This is a genomic window from Paracoccus sp. (in: a-proteobacteria) (assembly GCF_030536915.1).
Taxonomy (GTDB): Bacteria; Pseudomonadota; Alphaproteobacteria; order Rhodobacterales; family Rhodobacteraceae; genus Paracoccus.
The window spans coordinates 15,328-33,957 of the sequence record NZ_JAUNPC010000017.1 but is presented as its reverse complement, the minus strand read 5'-3'; the positions used below and the strand labels follow the sequence as shown (position 1 = coordinate 33,957).

The 18,630-nt window shown below is 67.1% G+C and carries 16 protein-coding genes; 7 read left to right on the top strand and 9 right to left on the bottom strand.

The genetic code is table 11. The annotated features are described in order from the left end of the window. Positions 1–36 precede the first annotated feature (36 nt). The 7 genes from Q4F04_RS04910 to cysQ all read right to left on the bottom strand — a co-directional run bounded on the left by Q4F04_RS04910 (position 37) and on the right by cysQ (position 7,677). The gene (locus Q4F04_RS04910) at positions 37–1,812 is read right to left on the bottom strand and encodes a beta-1,6-N-acetylglucosaminyltransferase (RefSeq protein ID WP_303368717.1); all 1,776 of its coding nucleotides are present in this window, start codon (positions 1,810–1,812) and stop codon (positions 37–39) included. Further along, positions 1,809–2,804 (bottom strand): glycosyltransferase family 2 protein, encoded by a 996-nt coding sequence (locus Q4F04_RS04905; RefSeq protein WP_303368716.1) that lies wholly within the window; start codon positions 2,802–2,804, stop codon positions 1,809–1,811. Before Q4F04_RS04905 ends, Q4F04_RS04910 begins: the two co-directional genes overlap by 4 nt. 170 nt (positions 2,805–2,974) lie before the next feature. Next, entirely contained in the window at positions 2,975–4,027 is a 1,053-nt protein-coding gene (locus Q4F04_RS04900) for a glycosyltransferase family 2 protein (protein ID WP_303368715.1), read from the bottom strand. A 2-nt stretch (positions 4,028–4,029) separates the two neighbouring features. Beyond that, positions 4,030–5,031: a UDP-glucose 4-epimerase GalE gene (gene galE, locus Q4F04_RS04895; RefSeq protein ID WP_303368714.1), complete on the bottom strand. Its 1,002-nt coding sequence runs from the start codon at positions 5,029–5,031 to the stop codon at positions 4,030–4,032. Between the two features lie 3 nt (positions 5,032–5,034). Then, positions 5,035–5,925 (bottom strand): UTP--glucose-1-phosphate uridylyltransferase, encoded by an 891-nt coding sequence (locus Q4F04_RS04890; RefSeq protein WP_303368713.1) that lies wholly within the window; start codon positions 5,923–5,925, stop codon positions 5,035–5,037. A 146-nt stretch (positions 5,926–6,071) separates the two neighbouring features. After that, positions 6,072–6,872, bottom strand: coding sequence for a 3-deoxy-manno-octulosonate cytidylyltransferase (locus Q4F04_RS04885; protein WP_303368712.1), 801 nt, complete (start codon positions 6,870–6,872; stop codon positions 6,072–6,074). Positions 6,873–6,876: 4 nt separating this feature from the next. After that, on the bottom strand, positions 6,877–7,677 hold the full coding sequence (gene cysQ, locus Q4F04_RS04880; protein ID WP_303368711.1) for a 3'(2'),5'-bisphosphate nucleotidase CysQ: 801 nt from the start codon (positions 7,675–7,677) through the stop codon (positions 6,877–6,879). A gap of 96 nt (positions 7,678–7,773) precedes the next feature. Here cysQ and Q4F04_RS04875 point away from each other — a divergent pair, with 96 nt between their 5' ends. Continuing rightward, positions 7,774–8,658, top strand: a complete 885-nt coding sequence (locus Q4F04_RS04875; protein ID WP_303368710.1) for an ABC transporter permease — start codon at positions 7,774–7,776, stop codon at positions 8,656–8,658. Here Q4F04_RS04875 and Q4F04_RS04870 read toward each other — a convergent pair. Continuing rightward, positions 8,655–9,305 (bottom strand): alpha-ketoglutarate-dependent dioxygenase AlkB, encoded by a 651-nt coding sequence (locus Q4F04_RS04870; RefSeq protein WP_303368709.1) that lies wholly within the window; start codon positions 9,303–9,305, stop codon positions 8,655–8,657. The two genes, Q4F04_RS04875 and Q4F04_RS04870, sit on opposite strands and share 4 nt — an antisense overlap. Before the next feature lie 162 nt (positions 9,306–9,467). On the opposite strand from Q4F04_RS04870, the gene dnaK reads away from it, so the two are divergent. The 4 genes from dnaK (at position 9,468) to Q4F04_RS04850 (ending at position 14,753) form a co-directional block, all read left to right on the top strand. Next, the gene (dnaK, locus tag Q4F04_RS04865; RefSeq protein ID WP_303368708.1) at positions 9,468–11,378 is read left to right on the top strand and encodes a molecular chaperone DnaK; all 1,911 of its coding nucleotides are present in this window, start codon (positions 9,468–9,470) and stop codon (positions 11,376–11,378) included. Positions 11,379–11,473: 95 nt separating this feature from the next. Continuing rightward, positions 11,474–12,619, top strand: coding sequence for a molecular chaperone DnaJ (gene dnaJ / locus Q4F04_RS04860; protein WP_303368707.1), 1,146 nt, complete (start codon positions 11,474–11,476; stop codon positions 12,617–12,619). A 54-nt stretch (positions 12,620–12,673) separates the two neighbouring features. After that, positions 12,674–13,471, top strand: a complete 798-nt coding sequence (gene radC / locus Q4F04_RS04855) for a DNA repair protein RadC (protein ID WP_303368706.1) — start codon at positions 12,674–12,676, stop codon at positions 13,469–13,471. A 268-nt stretch (positions 13,472–13,739) separates the two neighbouring features. Next, a complete protein-coding gene (locus Q4F04_RS04850) occupies positions 13,740–14,753 on the top strand; it encodes a nitronate monooxygenase family protein (RefSeq protein WP_303368705.1) in 1,014 nt (337 codons plus the stop codon). 7 nt (positions 14,754–14,760) lie between these two features. On the opposite strand, the gene serB is transcribed toward Q4F04_RS04850, so the two are convergent. After that, positions 14,761–15,642: a phosphoserine phosphatase SerB gene (gene serB / locus Q4F04_RS04845; RefSeq protein ID WP_303368704.1), complete on the bottom strand. Its 882-nt coding sequence runs from the start codon at positions 15,640–15,642 to the stop codon at positions 14,761–14,763. A gap of 148 nt (positions 15,643–15,790) precedes the next feature. On the opposite strand from serB, the gene Q4F04_RS04840 reads away from it, so the two are divergent. Both Q4F04_RS04840 and serA read left to right on the top strand, forming a co-directional pair. Further along, complete coding sequence (locus Q4F04_RS04840) at positions 15,791–16,939, top strand: phosphoserine transaminase (RefSeq protein WP_303368703.1); 1,149 nt, start codon at positions 15,791–15,793, stop codon at positions 16,937–16,939. A gap of 97 nt (positions 16,940–17,036) precedes the next feature. Further along, positions 17,037–18,629 carry a phosphoglycerate dehydrogenase gene (gene serA, locus Q4F04_RS04835; RefSeq protein WP_303368702.1) on the top strand — a complete coding sequence of 531 codons (1,593 nt, stop codon included), beginning with the start codon at positions 17,037–17,039 and terminating at the stop codon, positions 18,627–18,629. Position 18,630: the final 1 nt, after the last annotated feature.

The following is an 18,630-nucleotide window of genomic DNA, read 5'->3' as shown; positions in this document are numbered from 1 at the left end:
TCAACCGGCAGGCGAGCCGCGTCAACCATCGCGCGGTCAGACGACCCGGCGCACCGGCTCTGGCCTGGGTGGGGAATCCGCGGCTGCTGGCGACGGTTGCCGCGTCAGCGCGCGCAGGACCCGGGGATCGCCCATCTTGCGCGGGCGAAGCCCGGCGTTGCGCAGGTCGCGGATCAGCCGCGTCACACCGGCCATGTCGCGCAGGGGCGGCGCCTGGCTCTGGTCCGCGCCACTCTCGGGGCGCAGGGCCATGCAGATCTCGGACCACAGCTCGTCCGGCTGGGCCAGCGCCTCGGACAGCGACCAGCGCCTCACCCGCGCCTTGACCCAGACGGAATCGAGGATTTCCAGAAAGCGCACCTCGGCCCGCTGCAGCTTGGCGGCAATATGCCGCACGTTGTCGAAGGGCATGTCCGAATGGACCAGGGGCACGATCCAGGCGCCGGTCACGACCAGAAGCTGGGCGTTCGGGTCGGTCGCCATGAACCAGTTCAGATGCTGGCGGTCGCGGGGGGAATAAAGAAAGGCCGGCATCTCCTCGGACGACCGGATCAGCGCGGCAAGGAAGCCCTGCGGGTCGAGGTTGCGCAGGCCGACATGGCTGGACAACGCCCCCGGCCCGATGGGGGCGTCGCCCGCGAACTCGACCGTGTGGCGGGCAAGGACATGGCCGTGGACCGTCCGCCCGGTCGCGGCCGCGGCGCGGGCGGCGAAGCCGTCGAACATGTCGCCCGCGCCGTAGATCACGGCATAGGGCTGCGCGGTCTTGCCGTTCTCGGCGTCCTTGCGGGGAAAGCGGCTCTGCATGTAAAGCCCCGGCCGCCCCAGGCGGCGCCGGGCGGCGGCGCGGTCCAGAAGCGCCTCGATCCGTTCGGTGTCGGGTTCATCCTCGGCAATGTCAGGATCGGTGCGCCGTGGGAAGGCATCGTAAAGTGCCCCGGCACCCGGCCAGATCTTGCGGGCAACGAAGATGTGCGAGGTCGCCAGCAGCGCCAGATGGTCGTCATAGAAGACATAGGGCTTGCCCTGCGGGTCGAACTTGGCCAGCGTCAGCGACCGGCTTTCGATGCGGACCGAATGGCGGCGCATCAGCGTCTGGAAATAGCTTTCATCGGGAATCCAGACGTGGCGGAAGTAGCGGTCGAACTCCTCGCGCCGGGGATCGTTCAGGATCGCCGACAGGGTTTGGCGCGTCAGGCACCACCATTGCGACCCGATATGCGGCTTGATGCCCTGCGGCATCCGCCGCGCGATCCCCAGGCGCCGCTGCAGCCGGACATAGCGGTCAAAGAGCTTGCGGCGCTTGCGGAAGGAAAACGGGAAATGCAGGGTGAAGCGTTCCTCGTTCAGCCCCCCCACGGTCCAGCCGACATCGCGCACGCTGACGCTTTCGATGAAATCGGCCTGAGGGTGGGCGGCGAGGAACCGGCCCAGTTCCCTGACCGGACGCAGCGGAAGGCAGGCACCCGAGGCGAGGAGGACGTGGCTCACCTCGGGGTGGGCGTCCAGCAGCATGGCGGCGGCGTCCTGCGTCGCCGCGACCAGGCTGAAGGTGCCCCAGGTGCAGGACTGGCGCGGCGCGTAAAGCACGCCCGTGCCGTCCAGCGCCTGCCGCAATCCGGCCATTTCCGAAGCAAGCGCCTTGGCATCGACATGGATCACCACGCGTGCACCCCCGTCCGACCAGATGCGCGCCATCCGCGCCGCCAGCGCCAGGTTGTCATGGCAGAGCATGACGACACCCAGGCAGACCCCGGCTTCCGGGGACGCGTCCCCTGGGGAACGCACCCGCCCGATCGGCGCCACGTTCATGCCCAGTTCCCGCGCGAGATCAGGCCCAGATCCTCAAGCTGGCGCCAGTCCCGCCAGGGGCGCGACTGCTCGCACCAGAAATCGGTCTGCTGCTGCAATCCCTGCTGATAGGCGTGGTATTCGCGGCTTTCGGCATAATGCTGGCGGCGGTCGATCTCTTCGGTGGACTTGTCGGCGAAGGTGGACAGGAACTTGGCGTGCAGCAGGGCGCCCGAGGCCATCTCTCCGCCATCCTCGTCATAGACGAGGTTCAGCGAGCGCGGCAGCAGCATGTGGGTCGAGCTGACATAGGCATAGCCCGGCTTCCAGCGGACCAGCGGGATCTTGTTCAGCGCGGGCGCGTTCTCGGGGTCCTCGCCGAACAGCACCCGCGCCCGAGGACCGCCCTGAATCCACAGGTTGCGATAGAACGGGTTCTTGCGGATCGCGTAATTGGCCGGATCGAACCACGAGGCGATCTCGAACGGGTCCTGACCTTCGCGATAGGGCTGCGCCGTGACCGGGCCCTTGGGATACATGTCCAGCAGCATCGCCGACAGCGACCGCTGTCCCGAGGATTCCAGCCAGTCGGTCAGCGCCTTGAGGGGGCGGGTGTTGGCATGGGGATAGACCAGGAACTCGTCGGGATCGACGGTCAGGCACCAGTGGCCCGAACCGTGGCGGCGCAGCAGCCAGTTGATCCAGTCCATCCCGAAGCGCGCGGCCTTGTAGCTGGCGGCGGTGGTCCACAGCGACACATCCGGCTGGCCCGCTAGATATTCGCGGCTGCCGTCGGTGCTGGCATTGTCCACGATCAGGAAATGCCCGACCCCGATCTGGCGGTAATAGTCCAGGAAGTAGGGCAGCCGGATGCGTTCGTTCCGCAGCGTGACAAAGGCCAGGATATGATCCGGCGCCACCTTGCCGGTGCGGTCGCTGACGCTGGCCAGCGCCCGTCCGCGCCGGAAGGCCCGCACCAGATAATACTGGCGCCGCGCCCGCAGCCGGGACATTGTCAGAAGACGCTTGTACGCTTTTCGCACGCCGGAACCCCGGATCAGACTGGTTGATCTGGCTTGTCACGCGCGCCGGGGCAGCACCCCACACGCCACGGCTGCCGCAGGCTTGGGCCAACCATAGGGAAAGGCGTCCCTCTCGTCACCCTCAAGACTGCAGAGAAGTTTCATGACCGGGCCTTTTCCGGGCCGCGCCAGCCGCCTTCGGACATCAGGCCCGCACGCACCAGGCTTTCCCATCCGTCAAGCCGGTGCGAATCGGGCGCCCACAGGTCCGGGTTGCGGATGATCGCGGCATAATAATCGTCAAAGGCGGCCGGCTCGTTGAAATGCTGGCCGCGGGTGCGCTCGGAAAGGGATTTTTCAACGATCGAGGGCAGGAACTTGGTATGCAGAACCGCCCCCGACAGGCGGGGATCGCCCGGCCCGTCCCATGCCCGGTTCAGGCGCGCGGGCAGCGCCGAATGGGTCGAGTTCACATAAGCAAAGCCACGCCGCCAGCGGACCAGCGGCAGCTTGTTCAGGGTCGGTGCCCGATGCGGACGGGTCCTGAAGAAGACGCGGTCGCGGACCCCGCCCTGCACCCAGCGGTTTCCCAGCGGGCTCTGGATCGCCGTGCGGTAATTGCCCGCATCGAACCATGCCATCCGCGCCAGGGCCGCCGCATCGTCCAGCGGCTGGGGGGGGCGCAGGGGACCTTTCGGGTAAAGCTCGACCATCAGGGCGCCCAGGGCAGTGACGCGGCGGCGGTCCAGTTCGGCCACGAGGTCATGCAGCGTGGCGCGGTCGTGATGGGGAAAGACGAACAGTTCGTCGGCATCCAGCGTCAGGCACCAATGGCCGGCGCCGTGGCGGTTCAGCAGCCAGTTCGTCCAGTCGCGTCCGAAGCGCGCGCCGCGATAGCTGGCCTGGGTCGTCCACAAGGCCACGTCGGGCTGGGCGGCCAGCAACTCGGCGCTGCCGTCGTCGCTGCCGTTGTCCACGATCAGGAAGCGCGCCACCCCGAGCCGGCGGTGATGATCCAGCCAGTGCGGCAGCCGTTCCATTTCATTGCGGACAACCGCAAAGGCCAGGATCGCATCGCGGGCCAGCCGCCCCCCGGGCCTGTCGGCTGCGGCCAGATCATGGCGGCTGCGGAAGGCGCGCCACAACAGCCGGCGGCGCTTCCAGTCAAGCGCAAGGCGTTGGCGGATGGTCGGGTCGGACGGCGCCTCGGCCACTGTCAGCCGGCGTAATGCCCGGTCTGGTGCCAGCGCCAGGCATCCGAGATCATCGACTGCAGGTTGGACCGGCGCGGTTCCCAGCCGAGGACGCGCCCCGCCTTTTCGCTGCCCGACACCAGCTTGACCGCATCGCCGCCCCGGCGCGGCCCTTCGACCATCGGCACGGCCCGGTTGGTGACATGGCGCGACTGGTCCAGCACCTCGCGCACCGAGAAGCCGTTGCCGGTGCCCAGGCAGAAGACCTCGGTCCCGCCGTGGGGCAGTTTGCCCCTGTCGCGCAGCCAGTTCAGGCCCAGCACATGGGCATCGACCAGATCCATGACATGGACGTAGTCGCGGATGCAGGTGCCGTCGGGTGTCGGATAATCCGTCCCGTGGATCGTCAGCGCGTCCCGCTTGCCGTCGATGGCGTCGAGGATCAGCGGGATCAGATGCGTCTCGGGCTGGTGGAACTCGCCCACCTCGGCCTCGGGGTCGGCACCCGCGACGTTGAAATAGCGGAAGATGACCGAGCGAAGCCCATGCGCGTCGCCGAAGTCGCGCAGCATATCCTCGATCGCGCGCTTGGAGGCGCCATAGGAATTCAGCGACGCCTGCGCCGAGTCCTCGTCCAGTACCACCCCGTCCTGATCGCCATAGGTGGCGCAGGTCGAGCTGAAGACGAAGTCGCGGACGCCAGCCGCCACCGTGGCCTCGATCAGGTTCAGCGAGGCGCAGACATTGCCGCGCCAGTATTTGCCCGGCTCGCGCATCGCCTCGCCCACCTGGCTGAGCGCGGCGAAATGCATGACGGCCACGGGCTTGTGGGTGGCGAAGACTTGATCCACCCGGGCGCGGTCCATCAGGTCGCCTTCCTCGAAGGGACCGAACTTCACCGCCTCGCGCCAGCCGGTGCAAAGGTTGTCATAGGTGACAGGCAGGAAACCGGCCGCCGCCAGCGCCTTGCAGGCATGCGAGCCGATATAGCCGGCGCCGCCGGTCACGAGAACCTTGTCGGCCATCGGTTATTCCGCGGCCTTCCGCATCGCCATGACTTCGTGCAGGTAGTCAGCGAATTCGTCCTTCAGCTCGTCGCGCGCAAGGCCGAAGGCCACCGTCGCCTGCAGGAAGCCCGCCTTCGAGCCGCAGTCGTAACGCTGGCCGCGGAAGCGCAGGCCGAAGACGTCGCGGCCTTCCTCGATCTCGTCGGCGATGGCGTCGGTCAACTGGATCTCGCCGCCCGCGCCCTGCTTGAGCTTGTTGAGGTTCTCCATCACCGTGGGGGCGAGGATGTAGCGCCCGATCACGGCGAGGTTCGAGGGCGGGTTTTCCTTGGGCTTTTCCACCATGCCGCGGGCGCGGACGATGGCGCCCATGTCCTCGGCCACGTCAAGGACGCCGTAGGATTTCGTCTTTTCCAGCGGCACTTCCATGGTCGCGACCATGCTGCCGCCGGTTTCGGCATGGGCCTCGATCATCTGCTGCAGGCAGGGCGGCTCACCCATCACCACGTCGTCGGTCAGCACCACGGCAAAGGGTTCGTCGTGGATCAGGCGGCGGGCGCACCAGACGGCATGGCCGAGGCCCATGGCCTTGTGCTGGCGGATATAGGCGATGGCGCCAGATTCCATGTTGGTCTGGCGCAGCGTTTCCAGCAGGTCGTCCTTGCCGGCCCTGCGCAGCGTGTTTTCCAGTTCATGCGCGTGGTCGAAGTAATCTTCCAGCGCCCCCTTGCCGCGCGAGGTGACGAAGATGAATTCCTTGATCCCGGCCGCGCGGGCCTCGTCGATGGCGTATTGGATCAGGGGCCGGTCGACCAGCGTCATGATCTCTTTCGGGATCGACTTGGTGGCAGGCAGGAAGCGCGTGCCCAGACCCGCCACCGGGAAGATGGCCTTCGTGACCTTGCGATTCATCTTTGACTCCAGATCTGTCAATCCTGCGTGCCAGCTTATCCTACGCCCGCCGCATTGCGGCAAGCCGTCTTGCAGTTATCATATGACCAAATGACGCAAATGCCGCGGAGTTCTGCCGAAACAGACAGCATTTCGGCGGGAAATGGTCAGAACATTCCCATCCGGCGCATCATCGATTCGATCCGGGAAACGTCCTCGGGATTGTTCAGTTCCCAGAACTCGCGGCCCTGCGCCTGCACCTCGACGCAGAGCACCGGGCGGCCGTGTTCCAGAAAGCGCAGCTGTTCCAGTCCCTCCAGCCGTTCCAGCCGCCCCTCGGGCCAGCCCGCATAGGCGGCCAGCGCCTGAGGCCGATAGGCGTAGACGCCAACATGGTGGAACACCGGGCTCGGCGCGCCCGGGGCAACCTCATGGGGGACGAAGGGGATGACTTCCTTGGAGAAATAGAGCGCGCGGTTGTCGGCGCCGAAGACGGCCGTCGTGCCCCCCACCCGGCCCGCGGCGCGGTCGGCCAGCAGGTCGGCGCGCATCGCGCCCGAGCAGTTCAGAACCGGCGTCGCCACGTCGAATGTGGGGCTGGCGCGCAGGCCCGCGATCAGGTCCTCGACGAACCAGCCAGGGGTCAGCGGCGCGTCGCCCTGCAGGTTGACGATCATCTCGGGCGTCTCGGGCAGCGTCGACAACACCTCGGCGCAGCGCTCGGTCCCGTTGCGGCAGTCGGGCGAGGTCATCGCCACCTCGGCCCCGAAGCTTGCGGCATGATCGGCGATCCGGCTGTCGTCCGTCGCGATGATGACCCGCGCGATGCCCGCAACGGCCTGCGCGGCGTCCCAACTGCGGCGAATCAGGGTCCTGCCCTGTCCGTCGGCCCCGCGCAGTTCCACCAGCGGCTTGCCCGGATAGCGGGTCGAGGCGAAGCGGGCCGGAATGACGATGACGACGGACATGCCCTCAGCCCCTCGGGTGCAGCAGGACGCCCGGCGCATAGGCAATGAAGAAGGGATTCTCGAAGCCCGGCTTGCCATAGGTCAGCGGCCTGTGGTCGTCGAAGCGCACGACCTCGCCCCCCGCGCCGCGCAGCACCGCATCGCCCGCCGCCGTGTCCCATTCCATCGTGCGCCCGAGGCGGGGATAGAGATCCGCCTCTCCGGTCGCCACGAGGCAGAACTTGAGCGACGATCCCGCCGAAGTCATGTCGCGCACGCCGTATTGCGCGATATAGTCGTCCGTCGCCTGGTCGCGGTGCGATTTCGACGCCACCACCATCAGCCCGCGGTTGTCGGGCACGGCATTGACGCCGATGGGCCTGATCGCGCCGGGCTGGGGTCCGAAGGGGCCGGTTTCCTCGACCGAGCCGCCGTCGGCCGCGGTGTAGAACAGCCGCCCCTTGGCCGGGGCATAGACCACCCCGCGCACCGGTACGCCGTCCTGCACATAGGCGATGTTGACGGTGAAGTCGCCGCGCCGCTGCACGAATTCCTTGGTGCCGTCCAGCGGATCGACGATCAGGAAGCTGGTGAGGGACTGGCCGTGGGTTTCGACCTGTTCCTCGGTCACAAGCGGGATGTCGGGAAATGCCGCGCGCAGCCCTTCGGCGATCAGCGCGTCCGCAGCCTCGTCGGCCTCGGTCACGGGCGAGGCGTCGGTCTTGGAGCGGACCTCGAAGTTGGGGCCTTCGTAGATTTCCATGATCCGGGCGCCCGCGGCAAGGGCAAGGCGGCGCATCTCGAACGTCAGTCGGTCGAATTGCATGGATATTTCCTTTTCAGGCGCCCAAGGCGACGGGCCTGCGCGGTTGAATGGCGGCTTTCCGCGACTTATGATCGGCTCTCGGACGATGAGCAAGCGATGGCGCTCGGGTCCATCGCCAGGGTCGTTCCAAGCGGCCGCCACGCCGAAGGGGGCCGGTCCATGTTCGTCCAGCGCAGAACCCGCAGCATGGGCGGCGCCGTCTTCACCACCGCGGCGCTGATCTATCACCAGACGGTCCAGAACCTGCGGCAGACCCACCGCAACGCCATTGTCGGGCTGCTGCTGACGATGCTGCAGGCCTCGATCATGATCCTGGCCTTCTTCCTGATGTACCTGGTCATCGGGACCCGCTCGGCACCGCTGCGGGGCGACTTCATGCTGTTCATCATGAGCGGGATCTTCCTGTTCATGGCCTTCAACCAGTGCCTGGCCCAGGTCGCCGCGGCCGGCAAGTCGACCAGCGCCATGCTGAAGCACGGGCCGATGAACACCGCCATCTCGATGTGCGGGGCGGCGCTGGCGGCGCTTTACAACAACGTGCTGTCGGCGCTGGTGCTGGTCGGGCTTTACCACGTGTTGTGGCAGCCCATCGAGATCGAGAACTGGCGCGGCGCGCTGGGGATGATGATCTTCGCCTGGTTTTCGGGCGGCACCATCGGGCTGATCCTTTTGTCCATCACCACCTGGCTGCCCGAGATCGGGCCGATGCTGTCGCGGATCATCCGGCGGGTGAACATGATCGCTTCGGGCAAGATGTTCGTGGCCAACATGATGCCGACCTTCATGCTGAACCTGTTCGACTGGAATCCGCTGTTCCACCTGATCGACCAGAACCGCGGCTTCGTCTTCATCAACTACACGCCCCACAACTCGAACCTGAGCTATCCGTTCTACTTCACCCTGACCGCGCTGATGATCGGCCTGATGGCCGAGTTCGTGACCCGCAACGCCATCTCGCTCAGCTGGAACGCGGCGCGCTAAGCTCTCGGCCCGGCCACCCGCAGCGTCAGGTTGACGCGGCCGCCGCCGGGCACCAGCGCGGAACTGCCGGACCGGATGCGGTCGATGCCGTGATGCGTCAGCCGCGCCGCGCCCGCCATCACCACCACGTCGCCCGATTGCAGCCAGACGCTTTCGGTCGTCCCGCCGCGTTCGAGGTTGCCGATGCGAAACAGGGCCTCGTCGCCAAGGCTGACCGAGACCACGGGCCAGTGCAGTTCGGCCTCGTCGCGGTCCTGGTGCAGCCCCATCCGCGCACCCTCGCGGTAAAGGTTCACAAGGCAACTGTCCGGCAGCACCGGCACGCCGGTCACACGCTGCCACAGATCCAGCAGCATGGCGGGGATCGGCGGCCAGGGACGCCCATCGGGCTGCGCCGGCTCATAGCGATAGCCGCGCCGATCGGTGATCCAGCCCAAGAACCCCGCCGAGGTCATCGCGACCGACAGCGGCTTGCCCCGGCGCGTCACCGGACGCAGCGGCGGGGCCTTGGTCCAGATGCACCCGACCTCATCCATCAGGGCGGCCTGCGCAGGCGTATCCAGAAGACCCCTGTGGAGGGCGAAGCCCCGGATCACCAGCGGCGCGGCGCCTCCCGCGGCATTCGGCAAACTCTCTGCAATCGTCATGAAATCCTCGGGCAGCGGCGCTTGCACGCCTTGAACGCCGCCTTATATAGCCATCGAACCACCCGGGTTCAGGCCCGGAAAGAACTCCACCAAGGGATAGGGGCGCGGGGGCCGCGTACGGACCCGCACCCCGCACCATCGCCGCAAGAAAGGTAAAAACGCATGGCCAAAGTCATCGGGATCGACCTCGGGACCACCAACAGCTGCGTCGCCATCATGGACGGCAGCCAGCCCCGTGTCATCGAGAACGCCGAGGGCGCACGCACGACCCCCTCGATCGTCGCCTTCACCGAAAGCGAACGGCTCGTCGGCCAGCCGGCCAAGCGCCAGGCCGTGACCAACCCGGAAAACACCATCTTCGCCGTCAAGCGCCTGATCGGCCGCCGCGTGGGCGATGCCGAGGTGGAAAAGGACAAGAACCTCGTCCCCTACAAGATCGTGGACGGCGGCAACGGTGACGCCTGGGTCGAAGTCCGGGGCGAGAAATATTCCCCCTCGCAGATCAGCGCGATGATCCTTCAGAAGATGAAGGAAACCGCCGAATCCTACCTGGGCGAGAAGGTCGAGCAGGCGGTCATCACCGTTCCGGCCTACTTCAACGACGCCCAGCGCCAGGCGACCAAGGACGCGGGCAAGATCGCCGGTCTGGACGTGCTGCGGATCATCAACGAGCCGACGGCTGCGGCGCTGGCTTACGGACTGGACAAGAAGGAAAGCCGGACGATCGCGGTCTATGACCTCGGCGGGGGCACCTTCGACATCACCATCCTGGAAATCGACGACGGCCTCTTCGAGGTGAAATCGACCAACGGGGACACGTTCCTCGGCGGCGAGGACTTCGACATGCGGATCGTCAATTACCTCGCCGACGAGTTCAAGAAGGAACACGGCGTCGACCTGACCCGCGACAAGATGGCGCTGCAGCGGCTGAAGGAAGCCGCCGAGAAGGCCAAGATCGAGCTTTCCTCCTCGTCGCAGACCGAGATCAACCAGCCGTTCATCTCGATGGACAAGAACTCGGGCACGCCGCTGCACATGGTGGTCAAGCTGACCCGCGCCAAGCTGGAATCGCTGGTGGGCGATCTCATCAAGGCGACGCTGAAGCCCTGCCAGGCCGCGCTGAAGGATGCGGGGCTGGCAAAAGGCGACATCGACGAGGTGGTGCTGGTCGGCGGCATGACCCGCATGCCCAAGGTGATCGAGGAAGTGACCTCGTTCTTCGGCAAGGAACCCCACAAGGGCGTCAACCCCGACGAGGTCGTGGCCCTGGGCGCGGCCGTCCAGGCCGGCGTTCTGCAGGGTGACGTCAAGGACGTCGTGCTGCTGGACGTCACGCCGCTGAGCCTTGGCATCGAGACGCTGGGCGGCGTCTTCACCCGCCTGATCGACCGCAACACCACGATCCCGACCAAGAAGTCGCAAACCTTCTCGACCGCCGAGGACAACCAGAACGCCGTGACGATCCGGGTCTTCCAGGGTGAGCGCGAGATGGCCGCCGACAACAAGCTCTTGGGCCAGTTCAACCTTGAGGACATTCCCCCGGCGCCGCGTGGGATGCCGCAGATCGAGGTGACCTTCGACATCGACGCCAACGGCATCGTGTCGGTTTCCGCCAAGGACAAGGGCACCGGCAAGACCCAGAACATCACGATCCAGGCCTCGGGCGGCTTGTCCGACGAGGACATCGACAAGATGGTCAAGGACGCCGAGGCCAATGCCGAGGTCGACAAGGGCCGCCGCGAACTGGTCGAGACCCGGAACCAGGCCGAAAGCCTGCTGCACTCGACCCGCAAGTCGCTGGACGAGCATGGCGACAAGGTGGACAGTTCGACCGTCGAGGCGATCGAACTGGCGGTGAACGCGCTGGAAGACGCGCTGAAGACAGAGGACGCGGGCAAGATCAAGGGCGGCATCCAGAACCTGATGGACGCCTCGATGAAGCTGGGCGAGGCCATCTACAAGTCGAGCCAGTCCGAGGAGACCCAGGGCCGGGATGCCGACGCGCCGCGCGATCTGGACGACGATATTGTCGACGCCGATTTCGAGGACCTCGGCGAAGACAAGCGCAAGTAAGCGCGGTGAAGCAAGCGACCGGCCCGCGCCACCCCGCGGGCCGGTCTTTTCATGAAGGACCGACCCTCGCGACGGTCCAAGGTTGACGGACGACCATGGCAAAGCGCGACTACTATGACATTCTGGGGATCGCTCGCGGCGCATCGGCCGACGAGATCAAGCGGGCCTACCGCAACAAGGCCAAGGCGCTGCACCCGGACCTGAACCCGGACTGCAAGGTCTCGGAAACCGAGTTCAAGGAGGTCAACGAGGCCTATGAATGCCTCAAGGACCCCCAGCGCAAGGCGGCCTATGACCGCTTCGGTCATGCGGCCTTCGAGGGCGGCGGCTTCGGCAACGGCCGCGCCCCGCAGGGCGATTTCGGCGCGGCCTTCGCGGATGTCTTCGAGGATCTCTTCGGCGAGTTCGTGGGCGCCCGTGCCGGTGGCCGGACCCGTCCGACTCGTGGCCAGGACCTGCGCTATGACTTGCGGGTGACGCTGGAGGAAGCCTTCCGCGGCATCGAGAAGACCATCACCGTTCCGGGCGCCGTCGCCTGCGGATCGTGCAACGGCACCGGCGCCGAGGGGGCGGTCGAGCCGACCCCCTGCCCCACCTGTTCCGGCATGGGCAAGGTCCGCGCAAGCCAAGGCTTCTTCACCGTCGAGCGCACCTGCCCGACCTGCAGCGGCAACGGCCAGATCGTCAAGAACCCCTGCAAGTCCTGCGCGGGCGCGGGCCGCGTGGCGCAGGACCGCAGCCTGTCGGTCGTGATCCCGGCGGGCGTCGAATCCGGCACCCGAATCCGCCTGGCGGGCGAAGGCGAGGCCGGCGTGCGGGGCGGTCCCTCGGGCGACCTGTATATCTTCGTCGAGGTGCGCGAGCACCCGATCTTCATCCGCGACGGCCGCACGCTCGCCTGCCAGGTGCCGGTGGGCATGGCGACCGCCGCGCTGGGGGGTGAGGTCGAGGTGCCGACGATCGACGGCGGCCGCTCGCGCGTCAAGGTTCCCCCCGGCAGCCAGACCGGCCGGCAGATGCGCCTGCGTGGCAAGGGGATGCCGCCGCTGCGCCACGGCGCGGGCCTGAACGGCGAGCCGGGCGACATGGTGATCGAGCTGGTTGTGGAAACCCCCGTGAACCTGACCGCGCGGCAGAAGGAACTGCTGCGCGAGTTCGAGGGCATTGCCGCCGACAACCATCCGCAGACGGCGAGCTTCTTTTCCAAGATCAAGGGTTTCTGGGAAGGCTTGGGGGCCTGACGGGTTCCGGCCTGTCTTAACCCCATGTTAACCGGGGTGGGGCAGGCTTGGGGCATGACCGCGAATCGTGCCTTTCAGGAAGCATCGCCCTCGCTGTTCGGGTTCGTCCCGGCCGAGGATGACTGCCTTCCCGTTCCCCCCCCGGCCGCGCCCCCGGGCAAGGCGCCGCGCCTGCCCAGCTATATCGCCGACCATCGCGCCCGGCTGCGCGACCGCTTCATGCAGGGCGGGGCCGCGGCGATGCCCGAATATGAGCTGCTGGAACTGGTGCTGTTCCGCGCCGTGCCGCGCCAGGACATGAAGCCGGTGGCGCGGCGGCTGCTTGACCGTTTCGGCGATTTCAACCGGGTGCTGTCAGCCGATCCGGTGCAATTGACGCAGGTAGAGGGCGTCGGGCCCGCCATCATCGCCGAACTGAAGATCGTCGAGGCCGCAGCCCAGCGGCTTGCCCGGTCGAAGGTCATCAACCGTCCGGTCCTGACAAGCTGGGACGCGCTGCTGGATTACTGCCACACCACCATGGCGCATGGCGCGATAGAACAGTTCCGGGTGCTTTACCTCGACCGCAAGAACGTCCTGATCGCCGACGACGAACAGGCACGCGGCACGGTGGACCACGTTCCGGTCTACCCGCGCGAGATCGTGCGCCGGGCGCTGGACCTGAACGCCAGCGCCATGATCCTTGTCCACAACCACCCCTCGGGCGACCCGACCCCCAGCGCCGCCGACATCGACATGACGCGCCAGATCGTCGCGGCTGCGGGCACGATGGGGATCACCGTCCACGACCATCTCATCATCGGGAAAAGCCGCGAGTTGAGCTTTCGCAGCACCGGGCTGCTCGCGCCCTGAAAGGCTTGACCGGGCTGTCCATGCGGGAAAACCCCAAGGTGCAGCCCTAGGCCATGTCCTGCGCGGCGGAACATCGGCCCTGTGATCGGTGCACCTCGGGATGCGGCAAAGCCGCAGCGCCGGGGGATGCCATGGTGCCGGACCTTGTCCTTTGCGGATAGCCTGCAGGTGCCATGGACAGCGCAACCGAACCTCGCCCTCGCCACGCAGGGCTGGACAGGGGGCGCATCGCTCGCATGATGCGGCACAAAGGGTTTTCGGGGCGGGCATGGACATCGTGGCGCGATTGGGAATGCGGGTGCCGGTGATCCAGGCGCCGATGGCCGGAGTCTCCACGCCGGAACTTGCAGCAGCGGTCAGCAATGCGGGTGGCCTCGGCAGTCTCGGACTGGCGGCCATGACGGGCGATGAAGCGGCCGAGGCCCTTGCCGAGACGTGCAGGCTGACCTCGCGGCCTTTCGGCGTAAACCTTTTCTGCCACCAGCCGCAGCAACGCGATCCTGCCGCCGAGGCCCGTTGGCTGGGCCAGCTCGCGCCGCATTTCCAGCGCTTCGGCGCCACGCCTCCGGCAACGCTGCTGCCGCGCTATCCGAGCGTTCTGGAAAGCGACGAGTTGCTGGAAGCGGTGCTGACTGCCCCGCCCGCTCTTGTCACCTTCCATTTCGGCCTGCCGCGGCCCGAGCAGATCGAGGCGCTGCGCCAGCACGGCTGCCTTCTGGGCGCAACGGCCACCAGCACCCGCGAAGCCGGGCTGATCCGCGATGCCGGGCTGGACCTGATCGTGGCGCAGGGCTGGCAGGCGGGCGGCCACCGGGGGATCTTCGACCCCGACGGCCCCGATGAGCGGCTGGACACGCTGGCGCTGGTCGGCCGGATCGCCCCGCTGGGCCTGCCGGTTATCGCGGCCGGCGCAATCATGGACCGCGCCGATACCCTTGCGGCACTGGGCGCCGGGGCGGTGGCGGTGCAATGCGGCACGGCCTTCCTGCGGGCACCCGAGGCCGCAACGTCGCAGGCCCACCGCATGGCGCTGGAGGGTGGTGAAACGGTGATGACCAGGGCGATCTCGGGACGGCCGGCACGCTGCTGCGCGAACGCGTTTTCCGCGATTCCCGATGCGGAAAGCCCAGGCTATCCGGTGACCTACGCAGCGGGAAAGGCGCTGGACGCGGCAGCGCGGGCGCAGGGAACCACGAGCTACGGCGCGCATTGGGCCGGCACCGGCTGCGCCCGCGCGGTCGCGCGACCGGCGGCGGATACCGTGGCCGCTCTGGCGCCGTGATCCGGCCTTAGCCCGCCACGAACTCGTCCCGCCCATAGCCCTGCAGATACAGCAGCGCCGTCAGGTCGCCGTGGTTGATGCGGATCGGGGCTTGGGCGGCGACCACGGGCTTGGCGTGCAGCGCGACGCCCGTTCCGGCGAGTTGCAGCATCCCCAGATCATTGGCCCCGTCGCCCACCGCGATCGCATCCGCAACGGTCAGGCCACGCGCGGCGGTGATCTCCTGCAGCGCCTCGGCCTTGGCCTCGCGCCCGAGGATTGGCAGCGCCACCCGCCCGCTGAGCCGCCCGCTTTCGTCCGACAGCAGCACATTCGCGCGCTGCTCGTCAAAGCCGATCCGGTCCGCCACCGGCCCGGTGAATGCGGTGAACCCGCCCGAGACCAGCGCCGTCCAGGCGCCGTTCGCCTTCATCGTGGCGACCAGCGTGGGGCCCCCGGCCGCCAGCGTGATGCGGGTTTCGAGTACCTGAGCGATGACCGAATCGGGAAGCCCCTCCAGCAGCGCCACGCGCTCGACCAGCGATTCATGGAAGTTCAGTTCTCCGTTCATCGCGCGGGCGGTGATGGCGGCGACGCGGGGGCCGACGCCCGCCATGTCGGCCAGCTCGTCGATGCATTCCTGCCCGATCATGGTCGAATCCATGTCTGCCAGCAGTACCGCCTTGCGCCGCCCTGCCGCCGGCTGCACCGCAAGGTCGAAGCCGCGCCCGTCAAGCTGCGCCCAGGCTTCGTCGAAATCGGCAGGCGGCGCCTCGACCGCGAACTCGGCCGCCGTCCCGTGATCGAGCCAGATCGCATGGCCCCCGCCCCAGCGCCGCTGCAGCGCCACGATCGTGTCGTCGTCAAGATCGGCGCGCGCGGGCGAGGCGAGAATGCTGATGGTGTACATGGCGGCCCCTTCGATGGTTGGGTGGGACTTACGCAGTATTTCCGCCGCCGACCAGCATCCCCGGACTTGCGCGGGTCCAGGTCGGGGCGTATCTGTTGTCGTGGGACACCCCTCCCCAACGAGGGGCTTTTTAGCTGGAAGGCTAACCATGTTCGATATCACGACCCCGGCCGCGCGGCCGGCCAATCCGCGTTTTTCGTCCGGCCCCTGCGCCAAGATCCCCGGATTTTCCCTGGACATGCTGAGCGACGCGCCGTTGGGCCGCTCGCACCGCGCCGTTGTGGGCAAGAACAAGCTCGCGCAGGCCATCGACCTCACGCGCGAGGTGCTGGAGGTTCCGGCCGACTATCGCATCGGCATTGTCCCCGGTTCGGACACCGGCGCGGTCGAGATGGCCATGTGGACCATGCTGGGCGCACGCCCCGTCGAGGTGCTGGCCTGGGAAAGCTTCGGCGAGGGCTGGGTCACGGATGCGGTCAAGCAGTTGAAGCTGGACGCGTCCGTGCGCCGCGCCGATTACGGGCAGATCGTCGATTTCACGCAGGTCGATTTCGACAAGGATGTCGTTTTTACCTGGAACGGCACGACCTCGGGCGTGCGGGTGCCGAACGGAAACGCGATTCCGGCAGACCGGCAGGGACTGACCATCTGTGATGCGACCAGCGCGGCCTTTGCGATGGACCTGCCCTGGGACAAGCTGGATGTGGTGACCTTCTCGTGGCAGAAGGCGCTGGGGGGCGAAGGCGGGCATGGCGTCCTGATCCTGTCGCCGCGCGCCGCCCTTCGGCTGGAAAGCTATACCCCCGACCGTCCGCTGCCCAAGATCTTCCGCCTGACCAAGGGCGGCAAGCTGATCGAAGGCATCTTCAAGGGCGAGACGATCAACACGCCGTCCATGCTCTGCGTCGAGGATTACATCGTGGCGCTGAACTGGGCCAAGTCCACGGGCGGGCTGAAGGGCCTGATCGCCCGGGCTGACGCCAACGCCAGGGTCGTGGCCGATTTCGTGGCCGAGCACGACTGGATCGCCAATCTCGCCGAGGATCCGGCGACAGCCTCGACCACCTCGGTCTGCCTGCGCTTCACCGATCCGCGGATCAAGGATGCCGCGGGTTTTGCCAAGGCGGTGGCCAAGCGGCTGGAAAAGGAAAGCGCGGGGCTTGACCTCGGCGCCTATCGGGACGCGCCGGCGGGGCTGCGGATCTGGTGCGGCTCGACCATCGAGACGGCGGACGTGCAAGCGCTGATGCCCTGGATCGAATGGGCGTTCCAGCAGGAACTGTCCGCGCAGGGCTGACGCCTGGCGGTGCGTGGGAACCACGCACCCTGCCCTCCCCACAGGGTGCGTGCTCGGCACGCACCACTTCCCCACATCTCACATGGGACGAACCCACATGGCACCCAAGGTTCTGGTTTCCGACAAGCTTTCCGAAACCGCTGTCCAGATCTTCCGCGACCGCGGGGTCGAGGTCGACTATCTGCCCGATGTCGGCAAGGACAAGGAGAAGCTGGCCGAGATCATCGGCGAGTATGACGGGCTGGCGATCCGCTCGGCCACCAAGGTCACCGAGAAGCTGCTGGAGCGCGCGACCAAGCTGAAGGTCATCGGCCGCGCCGGCATCGGCGTCGATAACGTCGATATCCCGGCCGCCTCGAAGAAGGGCGTGATCGTGATGAACACGCCCTTCGGCAACAGCGTCACTACCGCCGAGCACGCCATCGCGCTGATGTTCGCGGTCGCGCGGCAACTGCCCGAGGCGAACGTCTCGACCCACGCCGGCAAGTGGGAAAAGAACCGCTTCATGGGCGTGGAATTGTTCAACAAGACGCTGGGCGTGATCGGTGCGGGCAACATCGGCGGCATCGTCATCGACCGGGCGCGGGGGCTGCACATGAAGGTGCTGGCTTACGACCCCTTCCTGTCGGAAGAGCGGGCCAAGGATCTGGGCGCGACCAAGGTCGAGCTGGACGAGCTGCTGGCCAAGGCCGACTTCATCACCCTGCACGTGCCCCTGACGGACAAGACCCGCAACATCCTGTCGGCGGAAAACCTTTCCAGGACGAAGAAGGGCGTCCGCATCATCAACGCTGCCCGCGGCGGGCTGATCGACGAGGCGGCGCTGGCCGAACTGCTCAAGTCAGGCCATGTCGCGGGCGCGGCCCTCGATGTCTTCGCCACCGAGCCCGCCACGGAAAGCCCGCTCTTCGGCCTGCCGAACGTGGTCGTGACGCCGCATCTCGGCGCATCCACCACCGAGGCGCAGGAGAACGTGGCCCTGCAGGTGGCCGAACAGATGGCCGACTACCTGCTGACGGGTGCGGTGCAGAACGCGCTGAACATGCCCTCGGTCACGGCCGAGGAAGCGGCGGTCATGGGGCCGTGGATCAAGCTGGCGGGGCATCTCGGCGCCTTTGTCGGCCAGATGACGGACGAGCCGATCACGGCGGTCAACATCCTGTATGATGGCGTGGCCTTGGGGATGAACCTCCAGGCGCTGAACGCCGCCGTGATCGCGGGGGTGATGAAGGCGGCGAACCCGGACGTGAACATGGTCTCGGCCCCCGTCATGGCCAAGGAACGCGGCATCCACATCGCCACGACCACGCAGGACAAGTCGGGCGTCTATGACGGCTACATCAAGGTCACGATGGTTTCGGGCGACCGCGAGCGGTCGATCGCGGGCACGGTCTTCAGCGACGGCAAGCCGCGCTTCATCCAGATCCGGGGCATCAACGTCGATGCCGAGATCGGCGAGCACATGATGTACACCCGCAACAAGGACGTGCCGGGGGTCATCGGGGCCTTGGGGATGACGCTGGGGGGCCTTGGCGTCAACATGGCGAACTTCTCGCTGGGCCGGGCGGCGAACGGGGGCGACGCCATCGCCATCACCTACCTCGACGAGCCGCTGCGCGACAACGTCCGCGAGGCGCTGCTGGCCACCGGCAAGTTCATCCAGGTCCGCCCGCTGCGCTTCGAGGTCTGAC